At 45.0% G+C, this 20,072-nt stretch carries 18 protein-coding genes; 3 read left to right on the top strand and 15 right to left on the bottom strand.

Annotated features, from left to right (window positions below; all coding sequences use genetic code 11):
- Nucleotides 1-7: 7 nt before the first annotated feature.
- From C400_RS28045 to C400_RS0117695, 6 genes are all read right to left on the bottom strand, one after another.
- Nucleotides 8-1,054, bottom strand: coding sequence for a PEP/pyruvate-binding domain-containing protein (locus C400_RS28045; RefSeq protein WP_232795393.1), 1,047 nt, complete (start codon nt 1,052-1,054; stop codon nt 8-10).
- 400 nt (nt 1,055-1,454) lie between these two features.
- Nucleotides 1,455-1,925 (bottom strand): hypothetical protein, encoded by a 471-nt coding sequence (locus C400_RS0117675; protein ID WP_017427782.1) that lies wholly within the window; start codon nt 1,923-1,925, stop codon nt 1,455-1,457.
- Between the two features lie 61 nt (nt 1,926-1,986).
- On the bottom strand, nt 1,987-2,493 hold the full coding sequence (locus tag C400_RS0117680; protein WP_026065470.1) for a type 1 glutamine amidotransferase domain-containing protein: 507 nt from the start codon (nt 2,491-2,493) through the stop codon (nt 1,987-1,989).
- Nucleotides 2,494-2,725: 232 nt separating this feature from the next.
- On the bottom strand, nt 2,726-2,950 hold the full coding sequence (locus C400_RS26945) for a hypothetical protein (RefSeq protein WP_128574148.1): 225 nt from the start codon (nt 2,948-2,950) through the stop codon (nt 2,726-2,728).
- Between the two features lie 69 nt (nt 2,951-3,019).
- Complete coding sequence (gene dtd, locus C400_RS0117690; RefSeq protein WP_013372633.1) at nt 3,020-3,466, bottom strand: D-aminoacyl-tRNA deacylase; 447 nt, start codon at nt 3,464-3,466, stop codon at nt 3,020-3,022.
- A gap of 137 nt (nt 3,467-3,603) precedes the next feature.
- On the bottom strand, nt 3,604-5,781 hold the full coding sequence (locus tag C400_RS0117695) for a RelA/SpoT family protein (protein WP_016819128.1): 2,178 nt from the start codon (nt 5,779-5,781) through the stop codon (nt 3,604-3,606).
- A 269-nt stretch (nt 5,782-6,050) separates the two neighbouring features.
- Here C400_RS0117695 and uraA point away from each other — a divergent pair, with 269 nt between their 5' ends.
- Complete coding sequence (gene uraA, locus C400_RS0117700; protein ID WP_017427785.1) at nt 6,051-7,361, top strand: uracil permease; 1,311 nt, start codon at nt 6,051-6,053, stop codon at nt 7,359-7,361.
- Nucleotides 7,362-7,507: 146 nt separating this feature from the next.
- Here the strand turns inward: uraA and C400_RS0117705 are convergent, their stop codons facing one another.
- The 7 genes from C400_RS0117705 to C400_RS0117735 all read right to left on the bottom strand — a co-directional run bounded on the left by C400_RS0117705 (nt 7,508) and on the right by C400_RS0117735 (nt 16,398).
- Nucleotides 7,508-9,556 carry a methyl-accepting chemotaxis protein gene (locus C400_RS0117705; protein WP_017427786.1) on the bottom strand — a complete coding sequence of 683 codons (2,049 nt, stop codon included), beginning with the start codon at nt 9,554-9,556 and terminating at the stop codon, nt 7,508-7,510.
- Between the two features lie 228 nt (nt 9,557-9,784).
- Nucleotides 9,785-10,297, bottom strand: coding sequence for an adenine phosphoribosyltransferase (locus C400_RS0117710; RefSeq protein WP_013372637.1), 513 nt, complete (start codon nt 10,295-10,297; stop codon nt 9,785-9,787).
- Between the two features lie 65 nt (nt 10,298-10,362).
- Nucleotides 10,363-12,759: a single-stranded-DNA-specific exonuclease RecJ gene (gene recJ / locus C400_RS0117715; protein ID WP_017427787.1), complete on the bottom strand. Its 2,397-nt coding sequence runs from the start codon at nt 12,757-12,759 to the stop codon at nt 10,363-10,365.
- 33 nt (nt 12,760-12,792) lie between these two features.
- A complete protein-coding gene (locus tag C400_RS0117720) occupies nt 12,793-13,749 on the bottom strand; it encodes a cation diffusion facilitator family transporter (protein ID WP_017427788.1) in 957 nt (318 codons plus the stop codon).
- 140 nt (nt 13,750-13,889) lie between these two features.
- Entirely contained in the window at nt 13,890-14,804 is a 915-nt protein-coding gene (gene secF, locus C400_RS26285; RefSeq protein WP_017427789.1) for a protein translocase subunit SecF, read from the bottom strand.
- Nucleotides 14,794-16,050, bottom strand: coding sequence for a protein translocase subunit SecD (gene secD, locus C400_RS0117730; RefSeq protein ID WP_016819134.1), 1,257 nt, complete (start codon nt 16,048-16,050; stop codon nt 14,794-14,796). Before secD ends, secF begins: the two co-directional genes overlap by 11 nt.
- A gap of 90 nt (nt 16,051-16,140) precedes the next feature.
- On the bottom strand, nt 16,141-16,398 hold the full coding sequence (locus C400_RS0117735) for a post-transcriptional regulator (protein WP_013372642.1): 258 nt from the start codon (nt 16,396-16,398) through the stop codon (nt 16,141-16,143).
- 308 nt (nt 16,399-16,706) lie between these two features.
- On the opposite strand from C400_RS0117735, the gene spoVB reads away from it, so the two are divergent.
- The gene (gene spoVB, locus C400_RS0117740; RefSeq protein ID WP_017427790.1) at nt 16,707-18,278 is read left to right on the top strand and encodes a stage V sporulation protein B; all 1,572 of its coding nucleotides are present in this window, start codon (nt 16,707-16,709) and stop codon (nt 18,276-18,278) included.
- Nucleotides 18,279-18,285: 7 nt separating this feature from the next.
- On the opposite strand, the gene C400_RS0117745 is transcribed toward spoVB, so the two are convergent.
- Complete coding sequence (locus C400_RS0117745; RefSeq protein ID WP_016819136.1) at nt 18,286-19,062, bottom strand: DUF421 domain-containing protein; 777 nt, start codon at nt 19,060-19,062, stop codon at nt 18,286-18,288.
- Between the two features lie 206 nt (nt 19,063-19,268).
- Here C400_RS0117745 and C400_RS0117750 point away from each other — a divergent pair, with 206 nt between their 5' ends.
- Complete coding sequence (locus C400_RS0117750) at nt 19,269-19,658, top strand: TIGR04086 family membrane protein (RefSeq protein WP_016819137.1); 390 nt, start codon at nt 19,269-19,271, stop codon at nt 19,656-19,658.
- A gap of 69 nt (nt 19,659-19,727) precedes the next feature.
- On the opposite strand, the gene yajC is transcribed toward C400_RS0117750, so the two are convergent.
- Nucleotides 19,728-20,063, bottom strand: coding sequence for a preprotein translocase subunit YajC (gene yajC / locus C400_RS0117755; RefSeq protein WP_016819138.1), 336 nt, complete (start codon nt 20,061-20,063; stop codon nt 19,728-19,730).
- Nucleotides 20,064-20,072: the final 9 nt, after the last annotated feature.

A 20,072-nucleotide genomic window follows, 5' to 3' on the forward strand; every position in this document is an offset into this window, starting at 1 on the left:
TTGAATTTTATCTGGTATTTCCCCAAATACATTGCTCATTTTTTTTTAATAATGACTTTTTATTCCATCCAAAAGCAGAAAAAACAGATAGTGATACACTAATATTAGAGTATACCCTTCCACAAATATTACCTGACATTAGATAATAACCCGGAATCACATTATGTTCTTCATCCAGTGCACGAATAATAGACCAGCTTAGGGGAGTAACCACGTCTGAAATAGATTCACCTACATTAGTGTTCGTCCAGAGAAAATCACCTGTTAAAGAATCATTCCACTCAAATGTATCCATATTTCCAGGACTTAAAGTAGTAATAGGTCGTGCTTGTAAAAAAAAGAGTTTTCCATTGGCAATAGCCCATTCAATATCCTGTGGTTCTCCCATCTCCTTTTCTAGACGGGAGGCTTGCCGATATAGCTTTTTGAAATAAGGTAGTAACTCTTGTGGTCCTTCATATCGACCTGACGGTTTGAATAAAGAAAAAGCACAAGCATTCCCCTCACCTGATACCAACTGCTCCCCTAATCCAAATACAAAATTTCCAGACATTACTGAACGATTGCCCGATATAGGGTCTGCTGTAAAAAGGACGCCTGAGATTTTAGAAGGAACCATTATTTGAACTACAATCGCCATTTCATGTGCTTCTTCAAACCCCTGAACTACACTGTATGCCCGCACTCTCTCACTGTATTGAGAATGGTGAACCACATGCAAAGCTTTCAGAACGTCGTCATTTGTTTGTACTTCCAAGACGCTTTCAAATTCTCCTGCAAAAGAAGCTAATGCTGAATCCTCGCTCAAAGCTGAAGACCTTACTGCAAATGAGACATTAGAGTAATTCTTACGAAGCTTTTCCAAATACCTAATCATTTCTTGCCATGCACTTTCTTTAAGCTTCTCCCCTTGAAAGGCCTGCGGGAAAACAATAAAACCGTCAGGAACTGGATAACCTGCTTGAAGCATCCTTGCAAGCATCCCTCCTTTGCCTCCACAGCATTTATGAAGCTCAGGAGTTATCTCTGCAAACCACTCGATTTCATTACCCATTTCGACACTTCCTAACTGTTTCAGTAATAATATTTCAGTCCCTTAATTGGAAGTGGATATATGCTATTCGTTATATTTTGGGTCATTTCGGGACTTAGTATCTTTTTACACTTTATATAAAAAGATAGTCAATGTCAAATTAAATGATCTTCCATTTTATTTTGTGTCCTAGATTGTTAGCCCTTTTGCAACTTTCGGTATATAAATTAGTCTTATAAAAAGAAAATAACCTGCGGAAACGGTCCGCAGGTTTAAAAAGATATATCAAAAGGGGGTCATGCTGTTATTATAAACAACGAATATTAAGGAATGATGTTTCGAATATTACAATTGTATTACAGCCACTCTAGTGTGACTAATTTCCTCGTGTATCGACATTTTTGTGACATTCGCTCCCTTTTTAATCCAGCTGCGCCACATATGCACGATTGGAACGAAGCTTATAAATGATCTCATCATAATCGGCATCATTCACCTTGGCGGACAATACATACCGTAATTCATCATGATCACCGTTAATATACACATCTGTCGCACGGAGCAAACCTCCGTCATGATTCGTTGTTCCGCTCCGATCCTCATTCAGATCCCTTTGAGCTGCGCCAGAGTTAACCTCGTCATTCTTTGCATCGGGTAGAATATTCTCGCCATAAGCCCCTGCGGCTGGAATCGCCGCACCCGCAGAACCTCCTGTGCTCACAGAGCCAGTATTGTTATAAGGGACCAACGGAATTAAAACCCTCGTCTCCCGACCGAGCGTCTCATCCAGAGCACCTACTTCCAAATGTTCAGTTCTATAAGCCTGAAGCGAAGCTCTGGCGCCCTCAGCTTCATCTTCTGTGCGAAAATAAGCCTGAATCTGTTTAGCCATATCAAATCCTCCTCGTTTGGGAATTGTACTGGCATAAATCTAGGAAGCATTCACGGTTAAATTACAATGCCTTTAACAACTCACGCACAAAAGCGGGCTCATCCTTAGGAGTCCGAGACGTAATAAAGTTACCGTCCACCACCACCTCTTGATCCTCAAAATGAGCACCCGCATTAATCAAGTCATCTTTCAATGGAGGGTAAGCTGTAATCGTCCGGCCTTGTAACAAATCGGCACTCGCCAAAATTTGCGGCCCGTGACAGATAGCTCCGATCGTTTTTTTGGACTCATTTATTTCAGTTACAAACTTCAGAACATTTGCATCCAAACGCAGATTTTCCGGTGATGATCCACCAGGAATAATCACTGCATCATAGTCACTTGATTTCACATCGGCAATGGCTTTTTCAATAGTGTAGCTTGCTTTGCCTTGCTTACCGTTCACTTTTTCACCTTGTTTTAATCCAATAATATCTGCCTCATGTCCAGCCTTTTTCAGTTCATCATAAGGGACCTTCATTTCGGAATCCTCAAATTGGTCAGCCAACAAAAATGCAATTTTACTCATCATTATCGTTCAGATCTCCTTTCCGGTTATCCTTAAAGCGAGCTTAAAGTTAGGTTTGTTTGTTTACCACGCTTTGTTATTACCCGCTTGATCTGTGTTTATAACAATTCCAAGCAGTGAAAAAGAAAAAGGAGCCCGTTGGCTCCTCCCTGATGTACTGCTACATAATTATTTTCGATCTCTTTATAACCGCTTGAGACAATACGTCGTTAATGCTGCATTTACAAATGGCTTACCTACGCGGTAGGACACCGCGTCCTGGCTTGTCCACAGCTGTAGCAACATGCTGTAATAACGCATCAGCATTACGAGTAAGGTTGATTGCCTCCCGCATACTACCAGGATAAAGTAGCACCGCGCTTTGATATCCTTCCATTTTTGGGGTCTGACGCATAGCTTCGTCTCTCCTGTCACCCTTAAGGCTTTCCAGATGGCTGCTTACCAACCGGGATGACATTATGGTCCCTCTAAACGGCTATTTTATTCTCTTCTACTCATGTTCTCAGATCATACCAAGAATGGATGCTTACGAACGTTCGCTATCCAAAATCAACGTCACTGGACCCCAGTTGGTCAAGGAAACATCCATCATAGCTCCGAAAATCCCCGTCTCGACCTCCAGGCCCTTGGCTCGAAGCTGGCTGTTAAAGAAATCATACAGCTTCTCCGCTTCCTCAGGTTTGGCCGCTCCCATAAAGTTGGGCCTTCTCCCTTTACGGCAGTCACCATACAACGTAAATTGCGAGACAGACAAAATGGCCCCCCCGACATCCAGAACACTGTCGTTCATTTTGCCTTCAGCATCTTCAAATATACGCAATCCCGCTGTTTTATCCGCTAAATAAACGGCATCGGCTGCCGTATCTCCCTGACCAATACCAACCAGCAGCATTAATCCAGTTCCGATTTTACCGACCACCTTTTGATTCACCGTTACCTGAGCGTCTTTACAGCGCTGAATAATGATCTTCATTGCCTATCCGCTGCTCCTTTACTCTTCCCCTTACAAGGTGCTTACAGTCGTACCACGGCTCTTTCAGCCACCTATGAGTCTTTGTACCCAAGATGTATTACAAAGGCTATATAAACCTGCGTGTATGCTTCACAAATTTATTGCATAATCCGATGCACGGTGTATACATCCTTTACCCGTTTGATCCGTTCGACAACAGAATGCAAATGATCCGTGTTACGAATAAGAATTGTAATGTGAATCATTGCCATTTTATTTTTATCTGTACGTCCTGTCACGGCCGAGAAGCTAGTTTTATTCTCAGAAATGGCCTGGAGCACCTCGTTCAATAAACCATTGCGGTCATGCCCTGTAATCTCAATATCGACACTATAATTGACCTCGGCTGCTTCTTCCCACTCCACTTCAATCACACGCGCCTGATCTTCGCCCACACCCGAAGGAATATTCGGGCAATCGGTACGGTGAACAGATACGCCGCGCCCGCGTGTTACGTAGCCGATGATGTCATCACCCGGTACGGGATTACAACATCGTGCAAAGCGAACGAGCAAATTGTCGACGCCTCTGACGCTGACACCGTTGGTCGGTGTTTTTTTCCGATCACCCTGGGGTTTGTACTCCTTAACCTCGGTCGTCAGCTCAATTAGACGTGCCTCTTCTTGTTCCTTGCGCAGCTTCTCTGTCAAACGTGTACAAACCTGCGCTGCGGTTATACCGCCAAAGCCAATCGCAGACAGCATATCTTCAGAATCATTAAAAGAGAACTTTTGTGCCACATCCTGAAGTTTGTCCTCGCTCATCCACACGGATGGCTCAATATCACGCTTCCTTAGCTCACGTTCCAGACTTTCGCGGCCTTTTTCTACATTTTCCTCACGCTTTTCTTTCTTGAACCATTGCTTGATTTTACTGCGCGCGTGAGAGGACTGAGCAATTTTAAGCCAGTCCTGACTAGGTCCATAGGAGTGCTTGGACGTCATAATTTCCACGATATCGCCAGTTTTCAGACGATAATCCAAAGGAACAATTCTTCCATTTACCTTAGAGCCAATCGTTCGATTGCCAACTTCGGTATGGATACGGAAAGCAAAGTCCAGCGGAACCGATCCAGCCGGTAACTCAATGACTTCCCCCTTAGGAGTAAAGACAAACACAAGGTCTGAGAAAAAGTCCATTTTGAGTGATTCCACAAATTCCGAAGCATCCTTCGCCTCGTTTTGCAGCTCCAGAATTTCTCGGAAAAAGGTGATTTTGTCCTCAAAGTTTGTGTTATTTGCCCCGTTGTTTTCTTTATAGGCCCAATGGGCGGCAATCCCGAATTCAGCTGTGCGATGCATATCCACTGTGCGAATTTGTACTTCTGTAGGCTCTCCGTTGGGACCTACTACGGTCGTATGGAGGGACTGATACATATTAGCCTTAGGCATGGCAATATAATCCTTAAACCGCCCCGGCATCGGTTTCCACAACGTATGGATAATCCCCAATGTGGCATAACAGTCTTTAATGTTATCCACAATAATTCGAATCGCCAGCAAATCGTATATTTCATTGAATTGCTTGTTTTTTGTCGTCATCTTTTTAAACACACTGTAAATATGTTTAGGGCGTCCAGACAAATCAGCCTGAATCCCCATCTCTTCCAGCTTCTCTCTGATACGCTGTATGACATTATCAATAAATTGCTCGCGCTCTGCCCGCTTCTTATGCATCAAATTAGCGATGCGGTAATACTGCTGAGGATTCAGATAGCGCAAAGCAATGTCTTCCATTTCCCATTTAATCGCTGAAATACCCAATCGGTTTGCAACCGGACAGAAAATTTCCAACGTTTCATAAGCGATTCGACGCTGGCTTTCTTCCGATTGATATTTCAGGGTACGCATGTTGTGCAGACGATCTGCCAGCTTAATGACGATGACACGAATGTCCTGTGCCATGGCAATAAACATTTTTCGATAATTTTCGTTCTGCTGTTCTTCCTTGGAACGGAACTGGATACGCTCCAGCTTCGTCAGACCATCGACAAGCATCGCACATGTATCGCCAAAATGCTCGCGAATCTGCGCCAAAGACACCGTCGTATCCTCCACAACGTCATGTAAAAGAGCGGCGATAATGGAGATGGTATCCATCTGCATATTAACGACGATATCAGCAACCGCAAGCGGATGCAGAATATAAGGTTCACCGGACTTACGAGTCTGGCCGGAATGGGCCTGCTCGGCAAAATCATAGGCGTCCCTGATGCGGATAAGATCTGCTTCTCTGGTATAGGCCCCGGCCTTTTTAAGTAATTGCTCTATCCCCATTCTGCTCTATTCCGTGTCCTTTCTATGCAAAATGGAACCCGCCGATCAATGTCGCGCAAAGGTTCCCTTTTAAAAGTGATTTCCTACAATTATGACGCTTAGCACGCCACACGTCAACTATTACAGGTTTGGCACTGTCGCATTATTTTGTCACACATGGTTAAGTAAAATCAGGATTGTTGACGAAATGAAACGAATTATATTGAAAAAATTACGAAAAGTAATTAATGTATATAAGAATAATTGAAAGAACTAAGGAGTGAACTGCGTTGCAACGCGAAATTCAAGTTAATGAAAAGCTTCCAGCAGGACCTGGGATCCTGCTCAGCGTACAGCATTTGTTTGCCATGTTTGGCAGCACCGTGCTGGTGCCCAATATTTTTGGCGTCGATCCCGGCATGATTTTGCTCATGAACGGTATCGGAACATTGTTGTACATATGGATCTGCCGTGGCAAAATCCCTGCCTATCTCGGCTCCAGCTTCGCTTTTATCGCTCCTGTCAGTCTTGTGCTTAAAAGTAACCCTGGCAGCAATGGCTATGCAATGGCCCTGGGTGCTTTCATCGTTACAGGTATTATTTTCTGTCTCGTTGCACTGGTAATCAAATACGCCGGGACACGTTGGCTAGACATCGTTTTTCCACCGGCTGTCATGGGATCAATCGTAGCCTTGATTGGTCTGGAACTGGTTCCGGTTGCTGCAGGCATGGCAGGCATTATTAATGCCGATCCTACTAAAGCCTGGACGCCAGATCCCAAAACGATCACCCTTTCCCTCGTTACGCTCGGTGTTACTGTTCTGGGTGCGGTGTTGTTTCGCGGATTTGCCAAAATCATTCATATTCTAATCGGTATCGTGGTGGGCTATGTGCTTGCTTATTTCATGGGTATGGTCAATACGCAGGCTATTGCGGACGCTCCTTTGTTCGCTCATCCCGCAATTACCACTCCAACCTTTAATGCTTCGGCTATGCTGACGATTCTTCCGGTTGCTCTGGTCGTCATCGTAGAGCATATTGGTCACTTGCTAGTGACGAGCAACATCGTCGGACGTGAGTTGTCCAAAGATCCTGGTCTCCACCGCTCTTTGCTGGGTAACGGGATTTCTACCATCATTTCCGGTTTTGTTGGTTCTACACCTAATACGACTTATGGTGAAAATATCGGTGTTATGGCATTAACTAAGGTATACTCTGTATGGGTTATTGGCGGAGCGGCTATTATTGCCATTCTGTTATCCTTCTCGGGTACGTTCTCAGCGATTGTTTCTAATATTCCATCTCCAGTTATGGGTGGCGTATCCTTGCTCTTATTCGGTGTGATCGCCGCCTCTGGTCTTAGAATCTTCGTCGAGCAAAAAGTTGATTTCGCCAAGCCAACCAACATGCTGCTCGCTACCATCGTGCTTGTGGTCGGAATCAGCGGTACTACGCTCACTTGGGGTGCTGTCACCTTGAAAGGTATGGCCCTGGCGACAATCATCGGTATTATTCTGAGTTTGTTCTTCAAGCTGGTTGATGTGCTCGGCTGGTCGAATGATAAAACGCAGGAACCTTTAACTGAAAAAACACCAGATTAATATCTACTTTTCAATTTTAAAACGCCGCTCCATGTTAGTTATGGATGAACACGCTCAGGCTGTATAGACAAGCGTGTAAGTATCCTTCTTACATGGAGCGGCGTCTTTTTATGCACGGCTTTTTTATTTATTGTTAAAATAAGATATCACACACGAAAACGGGATACGACCTGATTAAGCGTATCAGAAACACCTGTAAGTGACTTGGCAGAACTGTCCATACCTTCCAGATCCTTCAACTGCCGTTCGGATCGTTCCGAGGCTTGGCCTGCACGTTCAGCTGAAGCTTTCGCAATATCTGCAAGATAACCAATAGATGCAGCAACTTCTTCTGAGCCTGCCGACATTTCTTCAGAGGCAGATGAGACCTCCTGCACTTCTGTCGCCACCTGCTGAATATCTTGATTCATCGCCATAAAACGTTCTTCCACCTCACGTAAAATAGATACGCCTTCATCCATCTCCAGAGCCCCCTGCTGCATTCCTTCCAAAGCGAATTTGGTTTCTTCCTGCATGGATAGGATTCGACTTGTAATTTGCTCCGCAGACTCGCTTACGTTTACGGCCAGCTTTCCAATTTCTGAAGCCACTACAGCGAACCCTCGGCCATGCTCCCCAGCACGAGCGGCTTCAATGGAAGCATTCAGCGACAGCAACTTGGTCTGCCCACTAATATCCTGAATCATTCCAATAATGCTGCCAATTTGAGCGGACCGCTCATTTAACGAGCTTACTACCCTGCCTGCCTCATCCATAGACATTTTCGCTTTATGCATTCCTTGGCTGACCACGTTCAACCGTTCATTTCCTTGTTGTGCCTTATGTTCAATCTCAGTGGTAGCCTCGGATACATGCTGTATAGATTCAGCAATACGCTGTATGCCAACAGCCATTTCTTCCATCGCAGTCGCACTTTCTGCTGCTGCGGTCAACTGAAGCTCTGCCCCTTCCTTTACCTGCGCCAGTTCTCCTGCATTATGGTGCGCATCTTTAGTCGCTCCGGAAATCTCCTGAGATATTTTTAAAGATACACCTGAGATTACACCTGACTCTTCGCTCAAGCGTGATGCCATTCCTCTGGTTGCAACAATCACCTTATTGATCCCATCAGCCATTTGGCCAAATTCATCTTTACGATGATGTGGTAATTCAACGGTATAATCACCAAGTGCCATACGATTGGTCATCTGCCTAATTTTTTTAATCTCTTTGATCATGCCTGAATTGTTAATCAATACCGCTCCTATAATTAGTAAAATACCTATAACACTAACAATCAGCAGAAGTTTAAGCATTTCATTCGCAGAGCGATTCAAATCCGATTCTGGCAGTAATACACCGATTTTCCATCCGGTTTGTGGGAGTGTTTCGTACATTATCCGGTAATCCTCATTATCAATGGGTACGGATAGTTGTCCAGACATACCACTTTGAATAGATTGTGCTGCTTCCGCATTCATCGTGTTTTTTAACGGCTCGCCTGCTTTTAAGGACTGAAGACCGGATGACAGAATGGCTCCATTCTTATCCACTAAGATCGCACTACCTTGAGTACCAAACTTCATTTTTTCAATATACGTCTGGATACTCGTCATGTTTAGGTCGGCTGTAATGACACCTAATAGTTTCCCCTCCCTGTCGTAAAATGCTTTCCCTGCCGTAATCATATTGATGTTCAGCTTGCTATCGTAAAAAGGCTCTGTGAAATTTATATCTTTACCACGTTCCACGGCTTCTGTATACCAAGGCTGCGTTAAATAGTCATATTGCGGATCGTCATATTCAGTCGATTGCTTGACTAGCTCGCCGTCTCTATGCACATATATTGAACGGTATGTCACTCCTGGGTCATACGCATCTTTAGCAAAATAAATCCCTAACCCGTAAGTCATATCATTTAATGTCAGCTCTTGTTCAAAGAGTCGTCCATAGCCCTCAATGTTCATTTCTGTTCCCAGTTGTTCCGCACTCTTAGTCAGCATCGAAACAAGCAAAGCATGACGATCTACGTTAGCTGCAATATCTGCTTGAACCCTCGACAAGGAATGAGCAGCATTTTGGCTTATTTCCGTATCCAGCTTCTGTTTGGCAAAAAAATAAGACAAAAAGTTGATTAAAATCAGCGTTATAAGTACTAACGGAACCAAGGTAGAAAGTGTCCGTGCTTGTAAACTCTTAAATTGAAATATACCCAATGTATATCCACCTCTGTTTCTTTTTACACTTTTATCGACATTTATTTTATTTTTTTATAACTAATTTCCAATAAAAGCCGTGGTAATTTGTTACAATAAGAAAATCCAATTTAATTACAATCAAAAAATAGTCCGATGGAGCAACTCTTTAGATAAAGAGATGTTACATCGGACTATTAAGGCAATCCATGTATAAATATTTCCCGGGAAACCCCGGTTTCTAAACACTTAGTACTTAATTAGGGTAAATACATCTACGTCAGGCAGCTTCGCCCGTCCGTTGAGATCAGACAGCTCGATAAGGAAAGCAGCCCCTGCCACATTGCCACCAAGTTGGCGTACCAGGTTCACGGATGTAGCAATGGTTCCGCCTGTAGCAAGCAGATCATCAGCAATCAGAACATTTTGCCCCGGCTCAATCGCATCCTTATGCATAGCCAGAGTATCCTTACCATATTCCAAACCGTATGCTTCCTCAATGGTTTCTCCAGGCAACTTCCCACTTTTACGGATGGGAATAAAACCAACACCCAGCGCATAAGCCAGAGGTGCACCAACAACGAATCCACGTGCTTCCGGACCTGCAATCAAATCAATTTTTAAATCAGATACCAGTTCCTTCATATCGTTGATCGCCTTGCGATACAGTTCACCATTTTTCATTAGGGTCGTAATGTCCTTAAAACTAATCCCTGGTTGTGGAAAATCGGAAATTACCCGAATATATTCTTTGTAGTCCAACTTAGTTCCTCCTACTGTAAACTTCTAATTAGTATATACATTTTACAAAACTACAAGGTAATATCTCAAGACGCACCTTTCATAAGCGACATGATCCAGCTCGTCATCTGGTTGGTGTCCGCATCCAGTAAATACTGCTCCATCTCAGCCATATTGTACAATTCCTGATAGCGCGGAGAAGCAGTTAAATCCCGCTTGGGCGGATTGGATACAAAACGAAATTGACCATCTGTACGAGTCAAAAATTCAAGATCCTCGAAGATGTCCAATACTTTGGATAACATGCGCACTGAACACGAGCACTGCCTGCTAAGAGCAGGTAGCATTGCTTTTTCATCAATTAGCTGTGTTCCCATTCGAGAAAGCACAATGTAAATACGCTTAAACAGCTCCCTATCGGGGCTCACGAGCCGGCCGCCACGCTCACTGATCGAATGAAGAAGAAATACGTTCTCTACATTCTCAAAGGTAGACCATAATGCATGAAACTGCTCGGGTGTATCTGGCGGCTCCAGTACGAACAGCGACTTCACAGAGTGCTGTGTATCTTTTTGACCATCACTAGGAGTAACGCTGCCATCTTTATCGTATAACCATAAGGATTCAGCGCCCACGGAGCTTGATGTCCGAAGCCGGGATGACGGATGGATCAACACCGCAACATCATTCTTTCTTTCCTCTAAGCTTGGATGGAAGATCCTCAGCCCTCGCTCCAGTTCGGCAAGTGGGTCCGATACTCCACGATAATCAAAAATTTGCGGAGCCTGCACACGAATATCCTGCATCATCAGCTGAAGTGAACGTTTACCGTTCCACTCGTTAATTGATAACTCGCCCAACAGATCTATGTCCGTTTGCTGCTGTAAAAAATCAGCCAAATCGCCACGTCGGAAGGCAATCGCATCCAACGATAAACCATTCTGCTCCAATAGTAGCTTCACATGGTTTTTCTCACGTCCCATTTTACGAGCCTCGCGCAATTGAAGCCCCTGTAATATGAATCGTGGAGAAGGATTTCCCATCCCAAAAGGCTGAAGTAATTCCAGTTCTTCAACCACTTGTAAAGACACCTCATCCAGACGACAGACCATATCAGCCTCAGCTATAGGGATAAAATCCTCCGGTGTCAAAATGGAACCTGCATAGCAGTTTAGCCGTTCTTCGAATAATTCCAGATTGTCACGGGACAGCGTCATCCCCGCTGCCGAAGGATGTCCACCAAAATGCTCCATGAGCTCATGGCAATCTGTAAGAGCACTGTATATATCCAATGCAGGAATAGAACGAGCAGAGCCTTTGCACATGCCTGTCTCCGCATCTATGCCCAGAATAATGGTCGGACGATAATACCGATCCAATAGCTTGGATGCCACAATTCCGACGACACCAACATTCCAGCCCTCACCAGCCAAAACAATCACAGATGGGAGCTTGCCTTCATTTAGTTTGGATGCTAATTGCTGCTCGGCTTGTTCCACAATGCGTTCGACCACTTGTTGACGCTCACGATTGAGCAGATCCAGCGCATGCGCAAGTTGGTCTGCTTCCTCCTCTTTTTCTGTCGTCAGCAGAGAAACCGCTCGACCCGCATGATCTAGACGCCCGCTCGCATTAATCCGCGGAGCCAATGCAAATGCGATGTTGACCGAAGTCACTGTGGATATCTCCACGCCCGCTACATGAAGCAACGCTCGAATCCCTGGAAATGCGGAGTTTCTCATGGATTGAATCCCTCTACGTACTATCGTCCGATTCTCACCATGTAGTGGCATCAAATCAGCTACCGTACCAATAGCAGCGATTTCGAACCATTCCTCGGGTACTTCACTCAACAGCGCCTGAGCTAGCTTCAGGGCAACACCAACGCCTGCAAGGCCTTTAAACGGGTAGGGACAATCCGGTAGCTTCGGATTGATCAAAGTATAAGCCTCGGGAAGCACAGCAGGCGGCTCATGATGGTCAGTCACAATCACATCGATTCCTAAGGAAGTCGCATAAGCAATTTGCTCTACTGCACTAATTCCCGTATCCACTGTAATGACCAGCGTCACTCCCTGCTGATGTGCCCAATCTAGAGCATGATTGTGCAGACCATATCCCTCATTAGAACGATGGGGAATGTAAATATCATAAGATGCCTTCAGAAAACGCATAAGCTGAATCATCAATGATGTACTGGATACGCCGTCCGCATCATAATCTCCATAGATTAATATATGCTCGCCGCGCTCCAGAGCCTGGCGAATTCTCGGCACGGCCTCTTTCATGCCAAGAAGCAGAAATGGGTCATGTACATCGTCCACACTTCCGTACAAAAAGCGGTTTGCTTCCCCGGCCGTAGTGACGCCCCGGTTCACTAAAAGCCGGGACAACAATGGTGAAATCCCCAGCTCTTCTGTTAACGGCTGAGCCGCTTCCAGGTTAACCTCCGGGGTCTTCCATCTGTACTGCGAATGAAGCAATCCTATTCACCTTTCTTTCATAGTCGGCCTGCCTTATTGAAGCAAGGACGACGCATCATTATCTGGCAGTTCATGATTGGATTTATAAGGATACCCGGCTTGGTAAGAAATGAACTGCATTTGTACATGAGTTACCTGTGGAAAACGGGCTAACAGTAAATTTTTGGCTCGATCAGCAATTTCCTGCGCCTCCTGCACCGTAATCCGCGGGTTAACACTTATCGTCACATCCACTGTTATGAAATGACCCGTTTCCTGAGCATGTAAGTGTTCAACCGTTACAATACCATATACCCGTTGAATCGTCTCCATAAAGCGCTGGGAGTCTTCCTCCTGCAAGGGCTGTGCAGGCACCTGGTAAGCGGTATTCATTACCATTAGATATCCTTTACGCAGCACCAGACAGGCTACCAGCAAAGCTGCAGTTGGATCAAGATATAATAATGCAGGCCATTCCATTGCCTCGCCAGTCATTGCACCGATCATGCCGATCAATGCAATCAGCGATGCATATAGCGAGTACCGTTCATGGTTAGCGTACCGATCCGCTTCCGCTTTATGGCCGTGTTTAATCGAGTAGCGATATTGAAACTGAAACAACGCTTCTCTCAACACCAAAGCAATAAACACGGTAATTAATGCGTACAAACCGGGAGCTTGCGGTTCCGAACTGCTTAATGAACGAATAGCAGAAATAGCTAGTTGAAGTCCGCTCATCAGCACTAAAATAGCCAGCACCACAGATATAACCGTCCGAACTTTTTCACCGTTCCGCAACCGCGCCAGCATTCCGTGATCTGCACCACCCTTGGAAAACAGCATCTCCTGCAAACGGGAAGCACTATCCGCAGCCGTGTGCAGTGCATCCCCCATCAACGCCTTGCTGTTTGCTGCATAACCGACGGTTCCCTTTAGAACAGCCAGCGCGAGATTGCCTACAATTCCGCTCAACGCCGCAGTTTCTAATGATCGGCTGCGTTCGCTATTCACAACGTTTCCCCCTCAATCCTGAACTAACCATTTCCCGATAAAGCTCCAATCCAATATAACCGAATTCTTAAAACCTTAGAAAACCGCGCCCAAGCAGACGCGGCTTTCTCTTTAATTTATACTACTGGTATTTGCGTAACTTAAGACTTTGCAGTTTTGGCCGCTCCACCAGCTGTAGGCGTCTTTTGTTTCCCCTTCAAGGCTACCCACAGCGGACTGGCAATGAAGATGGAAGAGTAAGCTCCGAACAGCAAACCGATAACCATCGCAAGCGAGAACATCCGAATAGATTCGCCGCCAAAAATGAATAGGCAGACGGAGGCAATAAACACTGTAAACACAGTTGCGAGTGAACGTGTCATTGTCTGTGCAATACTGTGATCGACGACTTGCTCCAAGTCGGTTCTGGACTTTTTCTTTGCAAATCGCAGATTTTCCCGAATACGGTCAAAAATAACGACGGTGTCATTAATGGAGAAACCGACAATCGTCAGAATAGCCGTAATAAAGGTCAAATCCACCTCAAGCCGGAAAATCGAGAATATACTAATGACGAGAAACGCATCATGCAGCAGCGAAACAATTGCAGCAACCGCAAAACGCCATTCAAACCGGATCGAAATGTAGATAGCAATAGCCACAGAGGCCAGCAAAATCGCCCAGATTGCATTTCGCTCCAGCTCTTGCGCCATTTCTGTATCCACCGTATTGACCTCAAATGATGCCTTCGGATCAAGCTCTTTGTTAAAAGAGGTTTTGAATTCATTCACTTGCTGATCCGTCAATACCTGTGAAAAACGAATGCCGAAACGCTCTTTACCTGGTGTATAATCCACCTCTTTGCCGATCCCGTTCTTGTTCAGCAAAGCTTGAATCTGTTCTTGTGTAACTGTCTTAGTCAAATTAACATCCACGTTGGAACCGGAACGGAAATCAACCCCGTAATTCAAACCAAATATCGATAAGCTCAAAATACCAAGCAATGTGATAATAATCGAGAACGTGTAAAACCACTTGCTCATCTTGACATATTTATAGTCCCAATTAAAGCGCACTGATATCACTCTCCTTCACACCAAAATACTTGGCCTTCTTCACAGCATCTGCTTTAACCAGCAGATTGAGCAAGAAGCGCGAGAAGAAGATATTTGTCAAAATACTCACGACAATATCAACGATGAGCACGAGAGCGAATCCTCGAACGGAGCCTGTACCCAGACCAAACATGACGGCTGCCGCTATAATTGTCGTAATATTGGCATCCATAACAGTACGGAACGATGCCTTACTGCCTGCAATGACAGAAGAACGAATCGTTTTGCCTGACTTGATTTCTTCTTTAATCCGTTCATACGTAATGATATTGGCATCCACCGCCATCCCGATCCCAAGTACGAAGGCTGCGATACCCGGAAGTGTGAGCACGAAACCGCCCAAATAAAAAATCGCAAGCACCAGCCAGGTATGAACGATGAGACAGAAGCTAGCTATCAGTCCCGGTACACGGAACATTGCAATCATAAAGATCAGAATGATGACCGAGCCGATCAAACCAGCACGGATCGTCTGATCCAGTGACAGCTGACCCAGTGTAGCCCCTACACTCTGAGAATATTTTTCCGTCAGTTTAAGCGGAAGAGCACCCAGGTTGATCGTATCTGCTAGCTTGTTCGCCTCATCACGTGTGTAGCTACCTGTAATCGAAGCACTGCCATCCGTCAATTCACTACGGACTGTAGGTGCAGACAGTAATTCATCATCCAGGAAAATAGCCAACTCTTTATTCATAAGTCGCTTTGTGATTTCTGCAAATTTAGCTTTGTCTTTTACTTTGATACTAATCTCAGGCTTGTTCAGCTGGTCATAGCCTACCACAGCACCATTCTCCACAAAATCATTACCGCGGAGCTCAATTTTGCTGTATTGACCCGGCTTTTTAGCATCTGCTGCCGTTGCACTACGGAAGGTTAACTCTGCGGGTTTTTTCAGCATGGAGCGGACTTCCGCCTCATTAGAGACACCAGCAAGCCGCACGCGAATACGATTGCTCCCCTCAGTTGTTACTTCCGGCTCAGTCGTACCAAGCGCATTAATACGTCTCTCCAAGCTTTGTGCTGTTTGTATCAGAGACTGGCTGGTTACACGCTGCCCGGCTTCCAAAGGCTGGGCTTCATATAAAATTTCAAAGCCTCCCTTTAAATCGAGGCCTAGTTTTAAACTTTTTAGTAGGCCCGGGCTTGTCCCGACCATAACACCAGTAGTTATGAGCACGACCACGATGAAACTTAGAATTCTTTTCATTCCGTCCCATGTTCCCCTTTCATTCTCAATATTCCTATTATAGCTACCCCTCAAAAAGCAGTCAATTTGAACGCAAAAAAAGACCCCCTTCTATTCGAAAGTGGAGCCCCGTAATGCGGACATCGTCAAATAGTTCATAAAGCTCGTCGCTTTAAGGGAAAGTATATCGTTAACGAGCTTGTGCAGCGGAGGAATACCCTCCTTTTCATATTTATGGCTGACGCAATTCCACACGTCCTTACTGGTGACATGTTCATAACCTACAAGGATCAGCTCGTCTGCCTTACTTTGACAGAGTATCTCAATTGCGTCATCCCAATCCTGCTCATCCAGCTCTTCCATACCCACGATGGCCGTTCCTCCTCCCAGCGACTATCGGTTCCGCAGATCAGCAATTAGCGGGGTTATTGACTGCTTTATAGAACATTTCTGTCCTGATCTTGGAAAACCCTTCTTTTCATCGAAAAATAGCCGTAAATCAACAATATATGCATTCATTTCGCTCGTCAATAGCAGAATTCACCACTCTCCCTCTTGTAGTCTGGATCACCTTGTTTCTAAGCTGAAAAGCTTGTCATGAACATGGACAGGTTCAGCATATCTTCTAAAGAAACACATAGACGCAGAATTTCATTTTGGGGAAGAGGGAGTTGCGATTGAAAAAGCAGACATTCATTCATGGAGCAATTATTTTATTGGCAGCGGGAATCATCAATCGGCTACTGGGCTTTATTCCCCGAATCGCACTCCCGCGTATCATCGGCCCCGAAGGAGTCGGCTTGTACCAGCAGGGGTATCCCTTTTTTATTGTACTAGTGACTCTTATTACCGGCGGCATCCCTCTTGCGGTAGCCAAGCTTGTAGCTGAAGCTGAGTCGGCGGGGCAACCCGAAATGTCGCGGCGTATTTTGCACACTAGCTTGCGCTTCACCATTACACTCAGCCTGATCGCCATGGCAATCTGTCTTGTGTTTGCACCTTGGATCACAAGCCATCTCCTGACCGACAGCCGTGTGTATTATACATTCGTGAGTATGAGCCCGATGATTGTCATTGTTGCTGTTTCCTCAGCTTATAGGGGCTATTTTCAAGGAAAACAAAATATGATCCCTTCCGCAAGCTCCTCCATTGCGGAAACCGTCATGCGCATTTTTTGCGTCATTTGGTTTGCTTACTTGTTACTTCCCCATGGGCTAGCCTACGCTGCTGCAGGTGCAATGCTTGGTGCTTTGGCGGGTGAATTCATTGGCATGGTTGTGCTGCTGTGGCAATACGCCTGGAACCAGCGAAAAGATCACATTCTTCAACCGAAGGCGCCTTTACCTTCAGAAGTTCATATCGAGCAATCATCCGTTTTGTCACGTCTTATGTCGATTTCCGTTCCCGTTACTGCTGGAAGGCTTGTCGGTTCCTTATCTTATTTGCTCGAATCTATCTTATGCATGCGCAGCCTCGCCGTAGCAGGCATTGCAACTGGCGTGGCAACTGCACAATATGGAGCGATGCAAGGCATGGTTATTCCTGTGTTATTACTACCTGGAGCCCTTACCAGTTCGCTGGCTGTTTCACTCGTGCCTTCGTTATCCGAAGCAGCAGCGAAAGGGCATATTACCGCCATTCACAAACGTTTGCATCAATCGCTTCGTCTTGCTTTAGTCGCAGGAGCTCCATTTGCCGTAATTATGTATGTATTAGCAGAGCCGCTGTGTCTGCTGCTCTACAATAATGGCGATATTGCGGGCATGCTTAAACTCATGGCGCCCTTTGCACTTTTTATGTACATTCAGGCCCCGCTTCAGGCAGCACTTCAGGCGTTAGACCGTCCTGGAAGCGCCTTATTGAACACCTTTGTCGGAGCCATTATCAAAATTGGGCTGATTGTATGGCTTGCTTCCCAGCCTCAGTACGGTATCTACGGAGCTGTCATCGCCATCTGTATTAACAGTGCTATCGTTACCCTCCTACATGGCTTCAGTGTCAGCAGACTGCTTCGCTTTCGTGTACGTTTACTTGACTTCTGGAAAACCGGGATAGGCATGATCATTATGGCGGCAGCGGTATTATATACCTACAGACATTTAACGATTTTCGATCAAATGTGGCTCCAGTTTATTTTTGCCGCAGGCTTGGGAATTATTCTGTACCTTTTCCTGATGACCTTGATCAAAATGATCGACTGGGACAACCTCACACGCATTCCAATCCTGAGAAGATGGTTTAAAGCATAAAAAAAAGCTAATCTGAAGATTCTCCATAGACCGGTGGTGTAATATATACATCCCCTCTATGGTTGACCGAGCATAAGAAAACATCCTTAAAATCTTTGTGTCCCTTCGCTTGAATCTGATTTTTAAGCCAAAAACGGTTCATATCCATCCGTTCCAAATTTCGATCCAGCACCTTGCCATCCATAATTAATGGAATCGGCAGTCCCTCATATCTAAACTTTCCACCGATTTGTGGAGAAGGGTGGACTCTATTTTCCTGGTGCTCTTTGCTTATCAAATCATTCTCGCTTTGTTCCTGCTTTATTTTTTCGCGTTTAGCGCCATCGTAAATATCCTTGCTAATCACCGTGAGTTTACCTGTTGTTTCCAGAATGACATATTCAACCTCGTCCAAACTTTCTATATTTTGTTCACGAAGTTGTAACAGCAAGTCATCTAAGTTATAACGCTGCTTCGCCATTTCGTCCTTGTTTAGTTGTCCATTGGAGAACAATACACTGGGCCTACCATCAAATAGTAAGCGCAGACGCCGACTTTTCAGACTGAAATAGGAAATCCCGATTTGCAAAATTAACAGCACTCCTAAAGGAATCAACCCTTCATAAAGTGGACGTTTTATATCCTCCAGGCTGAACACAGCAATTTCCGCAATCATAATGGATATGACGAGATCGAAAACAGACAGTTTTCCGATCTCCCTTTTACCCATCAAGCGCATCACCAGATATACAATAAAATACATGAGCAGCGTCCGAAAAATATGAGCAAAAATATCGTGACTCAATAGGTTCGCCTCCTCTCCTGTACTTGCGGCAAGACATTAGCCGTTCATTGTACACGTATTCTGACCGTTCCTCACTTGGCTCATACAAAAAACAAAAGGCTAAATTATTGAAATAAAGAGAAAGACTGCTTACGACTTGGTACTAACCCGGGAAGCTTGGCCATAGAATGATAATAGTTCAAACCTTGGTACAGGAGGAATTATCCATGGAGCTCATTCGCCGCTGGTGTTCGTTTCGTCTGGCCCATCCCATTTTATCCGGCTTATTTTATGCCTTTGCATGGATGCTGTTTGGCGCATTGATTCTTTCAATACTCTTGTGGATGACACAGATGCAAGAACAGGATTTATCATTGTATACGTACATCGTCCACGCATTCGCCATGCTATCTGGCGGCTTCGTCGCTGGTAAAAGATCCACGAACAAAGGCTGGTATCAAGGCGGTATTACAGGCATTCTGTATGGACTAATCGTTCTTCTAGTCGGTTTTTTGGCATTGGATGCAGGCATGAACGGTAAAGACCTAATGCACTTAGGAATCGCGTTTGTCATAGGAGCAGGTGGCGGGATGTTTGGCATTAACTTCAGCAAGTAAGTCGACATGTATGCAACACAAAAAAACCGAGCCCCCTCTAAGGCTCGGTTTTTGCATTACAATCGCATATTACGATTTAGAAACAACTTCCTCAGTTGCAGTGTCTTTTGCAATCGCATTACTAATTGCACTGCGGTCAAAGGTCAGCTTTGTCACATCATTCACACGCAAAACAACCACATCGTCCGTAATCTCCACAATTGTACCGTGAAGACCTCCGATTGTAATTACTTTATCTCCCTTTTTCAAAGCTTGAAGCATCGATTGACGCTGCTTTTGTTTTTTCTGATTCGGACGAATCAGCAAGAAATAGAAGATTACAAACATCAGAGCCAGTGGCCAGATCATTTGAAAAAGTCCGCCAGCTCCACCAGGTGCAGCCGCAGCTGTAGCAAAATGAAACACATTAAATCC

The sequence above is a fragment of the Paenibacillus sp. ICGEB2008 genome (assembly GCF_000307675.1).
Classification (GTDB): domain Bacteria; phylum Bacillota; class Bacilli; order Paenibacillales; family Paenibacillaceae; genus Paenibacillus; species Paenibacillus polymyxa.

Bases quoted from the DNA above. Each gene is read 5' to 3' on its own strand.
- C400_RS28045 (WP_232795393.1), bottom strand. From the start codon at position 1,054: ATGGGTAATGAAATCGAGTGGTTTGCAGAGATAACTCCTGAGCTTCAT.
- C400_RS0117675 (WP_017427782.1), bottom strand. From the start codon at position 1,925: ATGGCTAAACAGATTCAGGCTTATTTTCGCACAGAAGATGAAGCTGAG.
- C400_RS0117680 (WP_026065470.1), bottom strand. From the start codon at position 2,493: ATGAGTAAAATTGCATTTTTGTTGGCTGACCAATTTGAGGATTCCGAA.
- C400_RS26945 (WP_128574148.1), bottom strand. From the start codon at position 2,950: ATGTCATCCCGGTTGGTAAGCAGCCATCTGGAAAGCCTTAAGGGTGAC.
- dtd (WP_013372633.1), bottom strand. From the start codon at position 3,466: ATGAAGATCATTATTCAGCGCTGTAAAGACGCTCAGGTAACGGTGAAT.
- C400_RS0117695 (WP_016819128.1), bottom strand. From the start codon at position 5,781: ATGGGGATAGAGCAATTACTTAAAAAGGCCGGGGCCTATACCAGAGAA.
- secD (WP_016819134.1), bottom strand. From the start codon at position 16,050: ATGAAAAGAATTCTAAGTTTCATCGTGGTCGTGCTCATAACTACTGGT.
- C400_RS0117750 (WP_016819137.1), top strand. From the start codon at position 19,269: ATGGAGCTCATTCGCCGCTGGTGTTCGTTTCGTCTGGCCCATCCCATT.